Raw genomic sequence first — 14967 nt, 5'->3', positions numbered from 1 at the left:
GCCCATTCGGCCGGGTCTCAGCCGCGTGCTTCCGTGCTCAAGGTGCGCTGCGTTTCGCCGCGCAACTGCATGGCGCGCAGCACTGCCTGCACGACCTGCTCCACGGTCGGCCAGTTGCCCGCAGCGGCGCCCGTGGCGCTCTTCAACGGCGCCACGCTGCTATACGGCGGCGCGTAGCCCCAGACGGTATCGTGCGCTTTCGCATCGGCAAACGTGCCACCCAGCACCGCCACCGTGGGACGGCGAAAAGCGGCGGCCGCATGCAGGAGCATCGACGGATTGGTCAACACCACGTCGGCCTGCTCGGCGAGCGCAAAAGTGCCCCGCAACGAGACTCGGCCGGCAAGCGAGCGGATCGTCACGCCGCTGCCGCAAGCCGCGACGATCTCGGCGGCTTTCGCCTCATCGGCGGCACCGCCGACCACCACGATATCGAGCGCGTGACCGAGCGCGTGCGAGAGGGCCTCGAGCGCCGCGATCAACGCCTGTGCCGGCCAGCTCTTCTCGACCAGACCGGCCGCGCAACCCACCAGCAGACGCAGCGGTTCAGGCTGGCTGGAACCGGCCGTGCGCCAGAGCGCGGCGGCTTGCGCGCGCTCGGTGTCGGTGAGGTACAACTGCGGCCGCGGCTCCGGGAGCCTGCTGGCGCCGAGCAATTCGGCCTGCGCCAGCGCCGCCCGCGCCACGTGGATCTCCGGTGTAAACACGATATGCGAACGGCAGGCACTCCAGCCGCCGCGATACCCGCGCACGCCTACCCGGTAGCGGACTTTCGCGCGCATCATCAGCAAGGCGCCCACGTGCGAGCCGAGCACATCGATGCCGACGTCGAAGCCATTGCGGCGGCGCAAGGCCGCAACCTGCCCGGAGCGCCAGATGAACTGCGCCACGTCGAGCGGCGACTGGTTGCGCACGACCTTGTTGTTCCACGGTGCGTCGAGCTCGACGATCTCGTCGACATAAGGATTGTTCTCGAGGATCGGACGCCCCCAGCGGCCCACGCCGGCCACGATGCGGGTCGACGGAAAGCGCCATCGCAAGGCCTGAAAGAGCGGCGTCGTGGTCAGCAGGTCGCCGAAATCGTTGGGCCGCAGCACGAGAATATCGCGCGGCGTCTCGCGCAGCGGATCGATGCGCGGCCGATGAAACTGCCCGGCCGCCCAGACTGGTATCTCCAGTAATGCGCCCTTCCACCCCATTGCGACTCCTCCAGGTTCGACATCCGCACGGCGCGGCGCCACTCAGCCTTGCACGCCGGCACGCCATACCTTCGATATCCTGACGATCGGCACGAGCTGGGACAACGCCCGGCGCCGCGCCAGATACAGTGTGAGATGACCAAAATAGATCAGCAAGAAAGCCGCGCAACGCGACAGGCTAGGCTCGATCAGCCGATATCGTTTCACGCCGATATAAAGGCGCGCCGCCTCGCAATTCAGCTGATAGCGCGTGAGCCCGTCCACCGCACCGGCGCCGTTCAGGACGCCGCCGCCCGGCATGGTGTCCCGCGAGCACAAGGCGGGCTCCAGATCGATCCGGTAGCCGCGCCTAAGCGCTCGTAAGGACAACTCGGCATCTTCGGTGCCGAAGAAAATGTTTTCGTCCCACAGGTCGTGGGTGAATAGCGCCAGCGGAAAGACCGACGCATGCAGGTTCACGCACTGCGGCTCGCGGCCTTCCTTGAAATAGCCGGTGAACGACAGGCGCACCGGCTTGCACTCGTGCAGGCCTGGACCGCTCGACGCCCCGCCCGTCAGCATCGTCATGCGCCGCTGCAGGACGGGCAGACTGGCGAAATGCTGACGCGCGACGGCGAAGAAATCGGCGTAGACCAGAATGTCGTCGTCGACGAACGACACGTAGTCGCATTTCGGCGCGTGTTCCAGGCAGTATTTCACTGCGTTGTTGCGATTGGCGCAGACGCCGCGCCGCGGTCCGGCGAGATACACGACGCCGGCGTGAGCGGCCACCACCGCTTCGTTGGCCGCACGCACGGCCGGCTCGGGCGAATCGTCGCTCACCACCACGAGCGCCGCGGGCGGCTCGCAACGCGCCAGATTGGCGAGGCACGCCGCCAGCGTGTCGACCCGGTTCATGGTCGTCACGCAAACGGCGAAGGCCGGCTGCCAGTCCGGTGGGTTGCCCGGTTCCGCTATCGCCAAGTCGGCTTGCGCCACTGGCCCTGGGTTGCTCATCGCCGCACTCCGCCTGGGAAATCGTCGTGGTGCGCCACGCTCGGGCACACCTGTCTGAATCTGCCTAACGCGCGCCATCCGCTACGAAACCGCCGCATGGTGCGCTGCATCGTGATCATGAAAGCTGCGGCTTCTACCGTCTGTGCGCTCGCCCTCCCTTCGGCGCCATGCGTCCCGCCGCCCGGATCTCGGGCCGACCCGTCCGCGCCGGCGCGGCCATGCTGCGCTGCGTGTGCTGCCGAACCGACGCCGGCGGCGCGCGTCGATGAAATGCAATCTGATAAGGCACGTGAGCGACGCGCCGGGACGGTTCGCCCGGCGGCGCGCTCGACGCCCGCACAGACCGGCTATGGACAGGGGAGCAGCAGTGCAAGACAAGAGTAAAACAGTCGGCTTTTTACTGCGCTCGGTGCACTGTAACGACGGCGTGGCGTCCCATTGCGAAACCCTGATTGGCGCCTTGAAACGCAATGGCTGGCGCGTCATCGTGATAAGCGGCGCGGTCGACTACGACGCCCGCTCGGAGATGCGCTATCGCAATCTGATGTCGCTCGTCGAGCACTGGGAAGTGATCGAAGGATTGAATACGGTCACGCCGTCGATCCGCCACATCGCGCGTTGCCGGCATGTCATGAAGCAGCACCACGTGTCGATCCTGCACGGCCACGGCTTCTCGGCGCTGCCGCTCGCGGCGTTGCTGCGCCTGCTGACCGGCGTGCGCTGCGTCGCCACCTTCCACCCCTCGCTGCACGGCACCGATCCGCAACAGATGACGTCGCAAACCAGACGGCGTCAGCAGTCGCTGAAATACCGGCTGCTGTTTACGCTCGCCTCGCCCAAGGCCCTGATCGCCACCTCGCTCGAAATCCGCGACTGGCTGCTCGGCGACGTGGGTCTGCCGCTGGCCAAGGTCATTCACATTCCGCTCGGCATCGATTCGGACGCCTACCGTGAGCCTTCGCCCGCGGAACGTCTGGCCGCGCGCCGGGCGTTGAACATCGCCGACGACGAATGCATTTTCCTGCTGGCTGGCCGTCTCTCGTGGAACAAGGGGCACGACGTGCTGATCGATGCCGCGCGGATCGTCAAGACACGTCTGCCCACGGCCAGGTTCCGGGTGGTGTTTGTCGGCTCGGGCGATCAGGAAGAGGAGATCAAGGCCTACGCCTTCAAGGACGGCACCGGCGCGGAACTCTTCACGTTCCTCGGTTTCGTGAAAAATCTGCCGGCGGTGTATTGGGCCAGCGACGTGTTCGTGCTGCCCAGCCGCTATGAAGGGTTCGGGCTGGTCGTCGCGGAGGCGATGTGCGCGGGACTGCTGCCGGTGCGCACGCCGAGCGGCGGTTCGCGCGATCAGATCGAAGACGGCGAGTGCGGCTTCATCACGCCGTTCGACGAGCCGGAACCGCTCGCGCGCATCATCGCGACGTTGCTCGAGGATGTGCAGTTGCGTCAGCGCACCGCCGCCAATGCCGTGCTGAAGGGCAAGGCGCTGTTTTCCAAACAACGCATGGCGGAGCGCACCGCGCTGCTGTACGAGTAAGCCGCGCGGCCGCTTCGGGTGCGGCGGCATCCCTCAGCGCGTCGGTGCGCCGGTGCGTCAACGTGCAGTCAGCGCATCAGCGCTCGCTCACCGCTTCCCGATACACATCGGCCACCTGAGCCGCGACCACCGCGCGGTCGAAGTTTGCACGCGCGTAGGCACTGCAGGCCTCGCTGCCCGGCAACACCCGGCGCCCCAGCAGCGCATCCACGATGCCGCTGCCGATTGCATGAAAGCCGACCGAACCCAGCACCAGATCCGGCGAGAGCGGCGCCACCACTTCCGGCAGGCCGCCCACAGGCGTCACCAGCGCCGGCGTGCCGGCCGCCAGCGACTCCGCCGTCGTCAGGCCGAAGCCTTCGAGCGCGACGGTCGGCACCACCGTCACGTCCGCGCTGCGGTACCACAGGGGTAACGCGGCGTCGGCGACGAAACCGGCCAGCTTGACGTGCCCAGTGAGTCCGCGCTGCTCGATCCGCATCAGCAGCGCCGACTCCAGCGGGCCTTTCCCCGCGATCGTCAGCAACACATCGGGCACCGCCTGCTTGACCACAAACATCGCATCGATCAGATTTTCGAGGCCCATGCGCGACACCAGACGCCGGATGCAGAAGATCTGCGGGCGGTCGTTCGGCAAGCCCAGTGCGGCGCGCGCCTGCTGCCGCGTGAGCGACGTATGGAAGTGGTCGACATCGACGCATCCGGGCACGACACGGATCGTCTCGTCCGAGACCCCATAGCTTTTGCGCAGGATGTCGCCGAACGCGTGCGAGAGCACGATATGGCGCTGGGCGCCCCGATACACCGACCACTCGAGCGCATGGCGAAACGCGCGCGATACCCCGCCGCGTCCTTCCGCCGTGCTTTCGGCCGCCCACGGTCCGTGAAAATGCACGACGCGCGGCACACGCGGAAACACCCCGATGGTCGGGGCCGCATACAACGCGAAGTGCGTGGCCACCACATCGGGAACCGACACGCGCTTGAGCCGGCGCGAGTGCGCGCGCATCTGCCACATCCGGGTTCTGAGCGGCTCCTGTGCCGCCGCGAAGGCGTCGACGACGCCATGCGAGTCGGCCAGCACGCCTGTGCTGCCGGCCACCAGGCCGCGCACCGTCACGCCCTGGCCGGGCAGCGACTCGATCAGCTCCTTGAACATGCGATCGAGGCCCCCTGGGCGCTCGCCGAACCAGTGCATGCCGATCTGCAGCGAATCGATCGTGCTCATGTTTCGGTCGACACGCTAAAGCCCCCGACCGGGGCGAGTTGCGGCACCCGCCGCGCGCAGAGCTCCTCGTAGAGCGACAGATAGCGCGTCGCCATGTTTTGCCAGCTGAGCGTCTGGGCCCGCTCGCGCGCGGCGCGTCCCATGGCGCCGGCATAGGCCGGGTCAGAGGCGAGCCGCGTCACCGCCGCGGCGAGACCGGCCACATCCTCAGGACTCCCCAGCACGACGCCGCAGTCGTCGTCGATCACTTCGGCGCCGCCGGCCGTCGCGGCGGTCACCACCGGCAGTGCGCTCGCGAGCGCCTCCAGCATCACGAGGCTCATCGCCTCGTAGCGCGACGGAAACACGAACGCATCCACGGAGCGCATGAGCGCCGGCATGTCCTTCACGAATTCGACGAAATGCACCCGCTCTGCGACGCCCAGCGTCTGCGCCAGGGCGGGATACGGGCTGTTGCGCAGCGCGCCGGCCACGGCGAGATGCACGTGCGGCGGCATCGACACGAGCGCGCGCAGCACCGCGTCGAGGTTCTTGCGCGACAGGCGCAGGTCGCCCGCGAACAGCAGCATGAACGGCGCCTCGGGCAAGCCGAAGCGCGCACGCTCCGCCGCGCCGGGCGCAAACTCCGTCACGTCGACGCCGTTGTGGATCACCTGCATCCGCTCATCGCCGATGCCGAGCGCGCGCACCTCGGCCGCCACCTTGAGCGACACCGGCACGACCACCCGTGCGCGGCGCAAGGCGCGCTTCTCGCACCAGGCGTTCAGGCGCGTATAGAGCACCTGATAGGCCGGATACGCGCCGTCGCGAATCCGGAACGGATAGAAGCCGCAGCGATACCAGCCGTCGTGCACGAAGTGGACTGTGTTCACATCGGCGCGGGCCCACGTGATGAAACCGTTCACGTGAATCACGTCGAACTCGGCGCGGTGGCGGCGAATCCACAGCGCGCTCTTCGCCGCAAACATCTGGTACTGCAGCAGGCGGGTCGGCAGACGGCTCGCCGGGATCTGCACGAAGCGCACGCGCGGCAGCGCGAGCAGCGCCGGCGCCGCCTGCGAGCCGACCAGCGTCACCGAGTGGCCGGCCGCGAGCGCGGCGCGCACGATCTCGTAGTTCACCCGGCCCTGGCCGTCGTTGATCACGAAGGCATGGGTCACGATCAGGACTCTCATAGCACCGCCGGGGATAGGACGTTATCGACGCGCGCGGTCTTGTGCGGACTCGCGTGCGCATTCATGGCGCGGGAATAGCGCAGGCCGATCACCGGCATCACCACGCCGATCATGAAGAACATGCCCCCTGCCGCCTGCAGCGTGTTCATGAAGATCATCATCGAAAAGATCGCGAGCGCCGTGCCGACACCGGAAATCGCCACACGGTCCCGCTTGCGCGCGTAGCTCGCGGCGAAGGCTCGCCAGATCAGCGTGAGCAGGCCCGTGGCATACAGCAGCGTGCCGGGCCAGCCCATCACGTAGGGCACCTCCATCAGGCCGCTGTCGAACACGACGTTGACCTTGGTGGGATCGTCCGCCAGCTTGGTGCCGATACCGGTCATTCCAAAGCCCTCGCCCGAGATATCGGACAAGGCCGTGAACAGGAAATTCTTGTAGAAGTTTTCGCGCACGCGGTAGCTGCTGTCGTCGTTGATGTTCTGAAACGACTCGACGCGCTTGATCAGCGGCGTGGCGATTTCGTCGATCATCGTCAACGGCATGCAGATGCCGGCGAAGGCCACCACGCCGACGATCAGGCGGACGCGGCTGCGGCCGTCCAGCATCGCCAGCGGGTACAGCAGCCCGATCGTCCAGCCGCCCCACGCCGCCCGCACCGACGTGAACAACAGCGCCGGCACGCCCACCACGGCCGCGGCGGCGCGCATCTTGCCGCGCGCGGCGAGCGACATCAACAGGCCCACCATGATGGCGATCCCGAACGGACCCGACGAGTTCATCGTGCTCGAGATGCGCATGCTGAACGGCACGGGCAGACCGTCCGACTCCATGCCCGAGGAGATGAGCCAGAACGCGTCCCACGGCGGCGGGCTGACGAACTGGATCACGCCGTACGCCCCCATCACGAAGGTGCCGTAAACGAAGGTCTTCAGCAGCACCCGGTGATAGGCGGGATACTCCTGCCAGGTCACGATCATGCGAAAGCCGATCAGCGTGGGGAACATCCAGCCGCACAGCGTGAACGCCGCCGGCGCAATGCCGGCGCGCACCACGCCGATCAGGAACGCGTACAGCAGCGCCGTCATGATCAGCAGCAGCGGCGCGGCGCAACGCTGCCCCAGCATGCGGTAGTGCGTAAACACCGCCATGCCGGAGATGGCCGCCGCGAGCAGCGGCGCGACCATGATCATGCTGCGCGGATTGAACGAACCGTTGAAGAAGTCGGCAAAGCGCCGCACTTCAGGCGTGAGAAAAAACAGCCAGCAGACGAAGCCGAGATAGTGCGCCGGATAGCGGCGATAAAGCCGCCAGGCGATCGGCACCGTCATGGGGGTGAACGCCAGCTCGAGCAGCTTGCCCTGATGCGCGACGATCAGGACCAGCGTCACGACCAGCAGGCTGACCTGCATGCCCACCGGCCCGGCGACGCGCGAAGCCAACGAGCTCGCCTTCGGATGCGCCCGGGTGCGCGGCAACGGCAGAGCCGCAGTGCGATTCATCGCGCGCCCTTAGAGCAGTTCGAAGGTGCTGGCCACCGGCGCGGCAGTGCGCTCGCGGCGCCAGCTTCCCAGGGCCGTGCGCGCGCCGCGCAACTGGCAGGTGAGGCCGATGAACGGCACCCCATGTTCGAGAAACGGACCTTCGGTCTTGCGAAAGCCGAACTGCTCGTAGAAACCGCGCAGGCTGACCGGCGCGGTGACCCGGACGACGCGCGCCGCCCAACGCTCGGCAATCGCCTGCAACACCCGCTCGATCAGCATTTCCGCCGTGCCGTCGCCGCGCCGCGCGGGACTCGTCAACACCTTGTCGATCACCACTTCCGGATCTTCCGCGTCGCCAGGCTGAATGCGCGCATACGCCATCACCGGCATGGGCCGGGACATGTCTTCGACTGCGAAGACATGCAGGGCCTGCTCGTCGTGCCCATCGGCATCGAGACACACATGGGATTGTTCGACGACGAACACCGCACTGCGCGCACGCATGACCAGATACAACTCGCGTGCCGTGAACTGTTCGAATTCGAGCGTTTTCCAGTTCATCAGATTCCCCCAGCGATTCGTTTGACGGGACAAGCCCGTTGCCATGACTGCACGTTACCTCCGGCGACCCTTGAATCTCCGTGCGGAAGCGCACCGACGATGCTGCATCGCGATCAGTTAAATACGGACAGCCGGCACACATCGTCCGAACCTGCAGCGCTCGGCGCATCCGGCAACGCATTCGCCGCCCGGGGGCGGCGAATGCGGCGAATCCAACCAGAAGCGGCTTAGCGACATGTCCTTGAGGGGGCGCCTTCCCATGAAAACTGCACTGCGACGCATTCTTTCCGAGTCCGCACGTCTCGACGTGCCGCCCGACACCCTGGCGGACGACGCCGACCTCTACGCGGCGGGCCTGTCGTCGCTCGCGACCGTGCACCTGATGCTCGCGATCGAAGACGAGTTCGACATCGAGATTCCCGACCGCATGCTGACCCGCCGGCTCTTTTCCAGCATCGATTCGCTGGCCGCCGCGGTGAGCGAGCTACAACAGGCAAAGGCGGCCGCATGAACGCCCCGCTGATGCACGACGCGGGCCCGCTCGACGGCCCACCTCCCGACCCGACGGCCGGCGGCGCGTCGCTCGCCGCCGTCGAAGCCGACGCCGGCTGGCGCGCCGCCGCCCAGCGCGCGGCGCAGGTCGCCGCCCAGCATGCGGACGCCGTGGACCGCGAAGCCCGCTTTCCGAGCGAAGCGTTCGACGCCCTGCGCCGCGAGCGGCTGCTCTCCGCGCTGGTGCCGCAAGCGTTCGGCGGCGCGGGCCTGCCGCTCGCCGACGTCGCCGCGATTTGCGAAATCCTCGCGCAAGGCTGTGCTTCGACCGCGATGGTGTACGCGATGCACCAGATCCAGGTAGCCTGCATCGAAGCGCATGGCAGCGCCTCGCCGTGGCACCAGGCCCTCCTCGCGCAACTGGTCGAACAGCAATGGCTGCTCGCCTCGGCGACCTCCGAGGAGACCATTGGCGGCAACATGCGCACCAGCGCCTGCTCGGTCGAACTCGACGGCGAGCGCCTGCGCATCGAAAAGCTGGCGCCGACCATCTCCTACGGCGCGCAGGCCGACGGCATTCTCGTCACGGCACGCCGCACGGCGGAATCGGCTGCGGCCGACCAGGTGATGATCGTCGCGTTGCGCGCCGAAACGACGCTCGAAAAACGCGGCGGCTGGGATTCGATGGGCATGCGCGGCACCTGCAGCGAGGGCTTTCGCCTCGTCGCGACCGGCCTGGCCGAGCAGATCCTGCCGACGCCGTTCGCCGAGATCGCCGACCAGACCATGCTGCCGATCTCGCACACGCTGTGGGCCGCGGTATGGACCGGCATCGCCACCGATGCGGTCAATCGCGCGAAAGCGTTTTTCCGCGCCCAGGCGCGCGCCAAACCCGGTTCGGTGCCGCCGGCCGGCCTGCGTCTCGCCGAAGCCGTAGGCCTCCTGCAGATGATGCAGGCGCGCCTCGCCGTCGCACTCGACGCCGCCCGTGTCGCGCATCACGCCAAACAGGGCGCCTGCCAGGCCGATCTGCCGCTGTCGGCGCTGCTCGGCTTCGCCTCCGACATGAACACGTTGAAAACCAGCATTTCGACGACCGCGCTGCAGGTGGTCCACGAAGTGCTGATGATCTGCGGCATGGCCGGTTACAAGAACGGCACCGAGTACAGCGTGGGCCGCCATCTGCGCGACCTGTATTCCGCACCGCTGATGATCAACAACGACCGCATCGCACAGAACACCGCGAGCCTGCTGCTGGCGCAGCGTCCGGCCGCCCCGGGGAGAGCCTGAGATGAACACGATGACCGACACCGCCGCCCTCGCCGCCGCGCAAGCCGAAGCCGCCCCGGCCGCCCCCAGCTTTCGCGACGAACTGCTCGAGAAGGGCATCCTGATCGATACCGGCGAAAACGGCCTGTATGGCCGCAGCCAGGTGTTCGAGGACGTGGTCGAACGGCTGAACGTGGCGATTACCCATCTCGGCGCCGACCAGCAGCCGGAAGTGCTGCGCTTTCCGCCGGCCATGCGCCGCACCGACTTCGAAGATAGCGAATATCTGAAGAGCTTCCCGAATCTCGCCGGCACGATCCATTCGTTCTGCGGCAACGACATGGGCCACCAGCGCCTGTTGCGCGCGCTCGACGACGCCATGACCGAGCGCGACGACGACCGCAGCGACGAGTGGATGGCGCAGCAGAAACCCACCCGCGTGGTGCTGACGCCGGCTGCCTGCTATCCGATCTATCCGGTGATGGCACGGCGCGGTCCGCTGCCTGAAGAAGGCCGCACCATCGACGTGCTGTCGTATTGCTTCCGCCACGAACCGTCGCTCGATCCGGCCCGTATGCAGATGTTCCGCCAGCGCGAATACGTGCGCCTCGGCAGCCCGGACCAGGTGATGGCGTTTCGTCAGATGTGGATCGAACGCGGCTCGGCGCTCGTGCACATGCTGCAGTTGCCGGTCGACGTCGACCTCGCCAACGATCCGTTCTTCGGCCGTGGCGGCAAGATCGTCGCGGACAGCCAGCGCGCCCAGGCGCTCAAGTTCGAGCTGCTGATTCCGGTGGCCAATGCCGACGGCAAGACGGCCTGCCTGTCGTTCAACTATCACATGGACCACTTCGGCGCGATCTGGAAGATCGAATGCGCGGACGGCTCGGTGGCGCATACCGGTTGCGTGGGCTTCGGCATGGAGCGCATCACGCTGGCGCTGTTCCGCCATCACGGCCTCGACGTCAACGTCTGGCCCGACGACGTGCGCGCGCTGCTGTGGGGCGACACCCGGGCGCGCGTGCTGCAAGGACTCGCGGGAGGCGCCGCATGACGCCCCCGCTCACGACCGCGCTCACCGGCTCGCTCCGCGCGCTGGCCATGCCCCACCCGATGCGCTCGCACCAGCCGCATGCCTTGCATCAGGGCGACCGGGTCTGGCAGGAGACCAATTGCTACGTTGACCTGTGGATCGAGCTGCTGCACGGCTTCGGGCTCGACCCGCGGGCAGCCTTCGCGTTCACCGTGACGCAGGACTTCGAGGGCGACCAGTTCACCTTCTTCAAGTTCCCGCTGGAGGATCTCGAGCGGCTCTACGGCACCCAGGTGCAGGAACTGGCGATCTACGACTCGCTGGAAGACCGCGTGCTGGCGCAGACCCTGCGCGGCCACACGGTGCTGGTCGAGGTGGACGGCTACTATCTGCCGAACACACGCGCCACTTCGTACCGGCGCGAACATCCGAAGACCACCGTCGGCATCGACTTCATCGATCCGGCGGGGCAGCGCCTCGGCTATTTCCACAACACCGGTTATCACCTGCTCGAAGGCGAGGACTACGAAGGGGTGTTTCGCAAGCTGCCGCAGTTCAGCGGGCAGGCGGACCTGCTGTTCCCGTACGTCGAATTCGCCAAGCAGGTGCGGCCCGCGCTCGAAGGCACCGCGCTCGCGGAAGCGTCCGCGGAACTGCTGTGTACCCATCTGGCGCGCCGTCCCATGCGCAACCCCATCACGCAGTGGCGCGCCGAGTTTCCGCAGCAGCTCGACACGGTGCTCGCGCGCGGCGAGAAATTTTTCCACCTCTATTCGTTCAACCTGATGCGGCAACTGGGCGCGAACTTCGAGTTCCTGGCGAAGTACCTGCAGTGGCTGTCCGTGCAAGGCTTCGACATTCCTCCGGAGATTGCGGGTTCGGCGCAGAAGATCGCCTCGGAGTCGATGGTGATGCAGTTTCGCCTCGTGCGGGCCATGGCGCGCGGTCGCCACGACCTGTGCAACGACTGCTTCGACGTGCTTGAAAACGCCTACGACAAGACCATGCCGCCGCTTGCCGCGCTCGCGTTTTGACGCGCTACGCTGCCCGGAGTCACTGTGCGCGCCTTGCCCACCACCCCGCCTGACCTGGTGCGCGAAGCCGCTGCACCGCCCGCCGCCGGGACAACTCACGGCGGGCTCGCAACCGCGGACGGTACGCAGGCCCGCACCGTCTGGCCGCGTGCGCTCGACACGGGCTGGCAATGCGTGAGCACGGCCGCCGGCGCGTGCGTATCGCCGGCTGACTGGCCTGCCGGGGGCTGGCTGGATGCGCAGGTGCCCGGCACGGTGGCAGCCGCGTGGCGGGCCGCTGGACAGCTCGACGCGGATCGTCCGCCGCCGTTTGCCTTCGACGATCACTGGTATCGCCTGAGCCTGACGCCCGCGCTGACCGGCAGCGGTCCGCAACGTCTGCGTCTGCACGGCCTCGCGACGCTCGCCGAAGTGTGGCTCGACGGCGTGAAGCGGCTCGACTCGGATTCGATGTTCGTCGCGCACGATCTCGAGCTCGAGCTGACCGGACCGGCCACGCTCGCCCTGTGCTTCCGTTCGCTCGCGCCGTTGCTCGCCGCCCGCCGCTCGCGCGCCCGCTGGCGCCCTCGCCTCGCCTCGCCGCCCACCTTGCGCAACGTCCGCACGACGCTGCTCGGACACATGCCCGGCTGGTGTCCGCCGCTGCAGGCCGTCGGTCCGTGGCGCCCCATCGAACTGCTCGGCGATGCCGGCGAAGCCTTCGATACGATCGACCTCGCGAGCCGCGTCGACGGCGACGACGGCGTCGTGTCGCTCACGCTGCGCTTCGTGCATCCGCAGAGCGAGACCGTCCCCGCGACGTTGAATTGCGGCGCGGCCCGTGCGTCTCTCGAGTGGCGCGACGCAGTCACGCTCACGGGCGAACTGCGCGTGCCGCGCGCCGAACGCTGGTGGCCGCATACCCATGGCGCGCCCACACTGCATTCTGTCGCGCTGGAACTGGGCGGCCAGCGCTTCGAACTGGGCCGGCTCGGCTTCAGAGAGATCGAAGTGGACCGCGGCGCGGACGGCGACGGCTTCGCCCTGCGTGTGAACGGCGTGCCGCTGTTCTGCCGCGGCGCCTGCTGGACCAGTGCCGATCTCGTCACGCTCGCCGGTACGCCACAGCAACTCGAACACGCCTTCACGCTCGCACGCGACGCCGGCCTGAACATGCTGCGCGTGGGCGGCACGATGGTGTACGAATCGGACGCCTTCTATGCGCTCGCCGACCGTTTCGGAATCCTGATCTGGCAGGATTTCGCTTTTGCGAACTTCGACTACCCCACCGACGAAGCCTTCGCCGCCTCCGTGCGTCGCGAGGCGACGCAGTTTCTGGCCCGCACGCGCCGCTTCGCATCCCTGGCCGTGCTGTGCGGCGGCAGCGAGGTCGATCAGCAAGCTGCGATGTTCGGCCTGCCGCCTTCGATGCGCGCGCAACCTCTTTTCACCGAATGCCTGGCCGGTCTCGCCGCGCAGGAACGGCCCGATGTAACGTATGTGAACAATTCTCCGACCGGGGGCGTGTGGCCGTTTTCGACTCGCACCGGCATCACGCACTACTACGGCGTGGGTGCGTATCAACGGCCACTCGACGACGTGCGGCGCGCCGAAGTGCGCTTCGCAGCCGAATGCCTGGCCTTCGCCAACGTGCCCGACGACGCCACCCTGCAGCAGGCGCTCGGCACGATTCAAGTTCACGATCCGCGATGGAAGGCGGCCGTGCCGCGCGACCAGGGCGCCGGCTGGGACTTCGACGACGTGCGCGACCACTACCTGGCCACGCTCTATGGCATCGAGCCAGCCCGCCTGCGCTACGAGGATCCGCAGCGCTATCTGGAGCTCTCGAGAGCGGTGGTGGCCGAGCTGATGACCGAGGTATTCGCCGAATGGCGGCGCGCCGGTTCGCCGTGCGGCGGCGCCCTCGTCTGGCAGTTCCAGGATCTGCGCGCGGGCGCCGGCTGGGGCATCGTGGATTCGACCGGACGGCCCAAGAGCGCGTGGCACGCGCTCGCCCAGGTGCTGCGTCCGGTTCAGGTGGTCATGACCGACGAAGGCCTCAACGGACTCGACCTGCATCTCATCAACGAGACCTGCGAGAGCGTGACGGCACAGCTTGAACTGGTGTGCCTGCGCGACGGCGCGGTAAAGGTTGCGGGCGCAACCTCTCTGGTGGAACTCGCGCCGCGCAGCAAGCAGCGTCTCGCGGCAGCGGAGTGTCTGGGGCAGTTCTTCGATCTCACGCATGCGTATCGTTTCGGTCCACGTTCGCATGATGTGACGTTTGCCACGCTGCGCGATCCGGCGAGCAGACAGATCCTCTCGCAAGCGTTTCATCTGCCCGAGCGGCGCGCTGCCGAACGTTACGACACGGGCCTTAGCGCCACGCTCGAAGCCACCGGTAGCGGCTGGCAACTGATCGTCGAAGCGAAGCGCTTCGCGCGCTTCGTCAACGTTGCAGATATGCACTACCGTGCCGTCGACAACTGGTTTCATCTGCCGCCTGGCGAGCCGCGCACGATCGCACTGCGCCCTTTGCCGGCAATGAACGCCGACGCAACACACCCCGCACCCTCGGGCGAAGTACGCGCCATCAACTCAAGCGCGCCCGTGTTCTACGGCTGAATCCGCCCGTCTCCCACACCGCTCCCCTGCAAGGCTCGCAGACGCTCGTTCTGCTGCAGTTTCGCGGACGCTGTCATCACGTCAGCACAAGCGCCCGCACGCTTCGCCAAAAATTCCTTCCGTGCGCCAGGGCACCTAACCGGTGGAACACATATGAATCAAATCTGAGTCATCCCGGACCGCCGCGCCAAACGCCACCACACGTAGCCCGCCCCCTGCGAAAGACCTCATGCAGATTCTACGAGAACGCGTTTTAAACGAATTCTATCAATCACTTGCGTTGAATTTAACAGTCTCTGGCAAACCCTGGGTGGCCTTGGGGCGTCGTACAAAATTGAAACAAAAACGCACG

At 67.1% G+C, this 14967-nt stretch carries 12 protein-coding genes; 6 read left to right on the top strand and 6 right to left on the bottom strand.

Annotated elements, in window-relative coordinates; all coding sequences use genetic code 11:
• Positions 1 to 17: 17 nt before the first annotated feature.
• Together BUS12_RS19150 and BUS12_RS19145 are read right to left on the bottom strand one after the other, a co-directional pair.
• Positions 18 to 1199, bottom strand: coding sequence for a glycosyltransferase family 9 protein (locus BUS12_RS19150; RefSeq protein WP_074298296.1), 1182 nt, complete (start codon positions 1197 to 1199; stop codon positions 18 to 20).
• Between the two features lie 42 nt (positions 1200 to 1241).
• Positions 1242 to 2195: a glycosyltransferase family 2 protein gene (locus BUS12_RS19145; RefSeq protein WP_171991683.1), complete on the bottom strand. Its 954-nt coding sequence runs from the start codon at positions 2193 to 2195 to the stop codon at positions 1242 to 1244.
• A gap of 367 nt (positions 2196 to 2562) precedes the next feature.
• Here BUS12_RS19145 and BUS12_RS19140 point away from each other — a divergent pair, with 367 nt between their 5' ends.
• Positions 2563 to 3738 carry a glycosyltransferase family 4 protein gene (locus BUS12_RS19140; RefSeq protein WP_171991682.1) on the top strand — a complete coding sequence of 392 codons (1176 nt, stop codon included), beginning with the start codon at positions 2563 to 2565 and terminating at the stop codon, positions 3736 to 3738.
• Between the two features lie 76 nt (positions 3739 to 3814).
• On the opposite strand, the gene BUS12_RS19135 is transcribed toward BUS12_RS19140, so the two are convergent.
• The 4 genes from BUS12_RS19135 to BUS12_RS19120 are packed head-to-tail and all read right to left on the bottom strand — an operon-like array spanning position 3815 to position 8183.
• Positions 3815 to 4966 carry a glycosyltransferase family 4 protein gene (locus tag BUS12_RS19135; RefSeq protein ID WP_074298292.1) on the bottom strand — a complete coding sequence of 384 codons (1152 nt, stop codon included), beginning with the start codon at positions 4964 to 4966 and terminating at the stop codon, positions 3815 to 3817.
• The gene (locus BUS12_RS19130) at positions 4963 to 6141 is read right to left on the bottom strand and encodes a glycosyltransferase family 4 protein (RefSeq protein ID WP_074298290.1); all 1179 of its coding nucleotides are present in this window, start codon (positions 6139 to 6141) and stop codon (positions 4963 to 4965) included. The genes BUS12_RS19135 and BUS12_RS19130 overlap by 4 nt, the downstream gene beginning before the upstream one ends.
• Positions 6138 to 7640 (bottom strand): hypothetical protein, encoded by a 1503-nt coding sequence (locus BUS12_RS19125; RefSeq protein ID WP_074298288.1) that lies wholly within the window; start codon positions 7638 to 7640, stop codon positions 6138 to 6140. Before BUS12_RS19125 ends, BUS12_RS19130 begins: the two co-directional genes overlap by 4 nt.
• Positions 7641 to 7649: 9 nt before the next feature.
• Positions 7650 to 8183, bottom strand: a complete 534-nt coding sequence (locus tag BUS12_RS19120; RefSeq protein WP_074301580.1) for a GNAT family N-acetyltransferase — start codon at positions 8181 to 8183, stop codon at positions 7650 to 7652.
• 259 nt (positions 8184 to 8442) lie between these two features.
• Here BUS12_RS19120 and BUS12_RS19115 point away from each other — a divergent pair, with 259 nt between their 5' ends.
• The 5 genes from BUS12_RS19115 to BUS12_RS19095 are packed head-to-tail and all read left to right on the top strand — an operon-like array spanning position 8443 to position 14615.
• Entirely contained in the window at positions 8443 to 8694 is a 252-nt protein-coding gene (locus BUS12_RS19115; RefSeq protein ID WP_074298286.1) for an acyl carrier protein, read from the top strand.
• Positions 8691 to 9965, top strand: coding sequence for an acyl-CoA dehydrogenase family protein (locus tag BUS12_RS19110; protein ID WP_074298284.1), 1275 nt, complete (start codon positions 8691 to 8693; stop codon positions 9963 to 9965). Before BUS12_RS19115 ends, BUS12_RS19110 begins: the two co-directional genes overlap by 4 nt.
• A gap of 1 nt (position 9966) precedes the next feature.
• Complete coding sequence (locus tag BUS12_RS19105) at positions 9967 to 10998, top strand: amino acid--[acyl-carrier-protein] ligase (RefSeq protein WP_074298282.1); 1032 nt, start codon at positions 9967 to 9969, stop codon at positions 10996 to 10998.
• 47 nt (positions 10999 to 11045) lie between these two features.
• Positions 11046 to 12011, top strand: a complete 966-nt coding sequence (locus tag BUS12_RS19100) for a DUF1839 family protein (protein WP_253190255.1) — start codon at positions 11046 to 11048, stop codon at positions 12009 to 12011.
• Between the two features lie 24 nt (positions 12012 to 12035).
• Positions 12036 to 14615: a glycoside hydrolase family 2 protein gene (locus BUS12_RS19095; protein ID WP_437123876.1), complete on the top strand. Its 2580-nt coding sequence runs from the start codon at positions 12036 to 12038 to the stop codon at positions 14613 to 14615.
• Positions 14616 to 14967: the final 352 nt, after the last annotated feature.

Origin of the sequence: Paraburkholderia phenazinium (assembly GCF_900142845.1) — a bacterium.
Classification (GTDB): Bacteria; Pseudomonadota; Gammaproteobacteria; order Burkholderiales; family Burkholderiaceae; genus Paraburkholderia; species Paraburkholderia phenazinium_A.
This window is presented reverse-complemented; position numbering and strand designations above follow the sequence as displayed.

Bases quoted from the DNA above. Each gene is read 5' to 3' on its own strand.
- BUS12_RS19110 (WP_074298284.1), top strand. From the start codon at position 8,691: ATGAACGCCCCGCTGATGCACGACGCGGGCCCGCTCGACGGCCCACCT.
- BUS12_RS19120 (WP_074301580.1), bottom strand. From the start codon at position 8,183: ATGAACTGGAAAACGCTCGAATTCGAACAGTTCACGGCACGCGAGTTG.
- BUS12_RS19115 (WP_074298286.1), top strand. From the start codon at position 8,443: ATGAAAACTGCACTGCGACGCATTCTTTCCGAGTCCGCACGTCTCGAC.
- BUS12_RS19150 (WP_074298296.1), bottom strand. From the start codon at position 1,199: ATGGGGTGGAAGGGCGCATTACTGGAGATACCAGTCTGGGCGGCCGGG.
- BUS12_RS19125 (WP_074298288.1), bottom strand. From the start codon at position 7,640: ATGAATCGCACTGCGGCTCTGCCGTTGCCGCGCACCCGGGCGCATCCG.
- BUS12_RS19105 (WP_074298282.1), top strand. From the start codon at position 9,967: ATGAACACGATGACCGACACCGCCGCCCTCGCCGCCGCGCAAGCCGAA.
- BUS12_RS19130 (WP_074298290.1), bottom strand. From the start codon at position 6,141: ATGAGAGTCCTGATCGTGACCCATGCCTTCGTGATCAACGACGGCCAG.
- BUS12_RS19135 (WP_074298292.1), bottom strand. From the start codon at position 4,966: ATGAGCACGATCGATTCGCTGCAGATCGGCATGCACTGGTTCGGCGAG.
- BUS12_RS19145 (WP_171991683.1), bottom strand. From the start codon at position 2,195: ATGAGCAACCCAGGGCCAGTGGCGCAAGCCGACTTGGCGATAGCGGAA.
- BUS12_RS19100 (WP_253190255.1), top strand. From the start codon at position 11,046: ATGCCCCACCCGATGCGCTCGCACCAGCCGCATGCCTTGCATCAGGGC.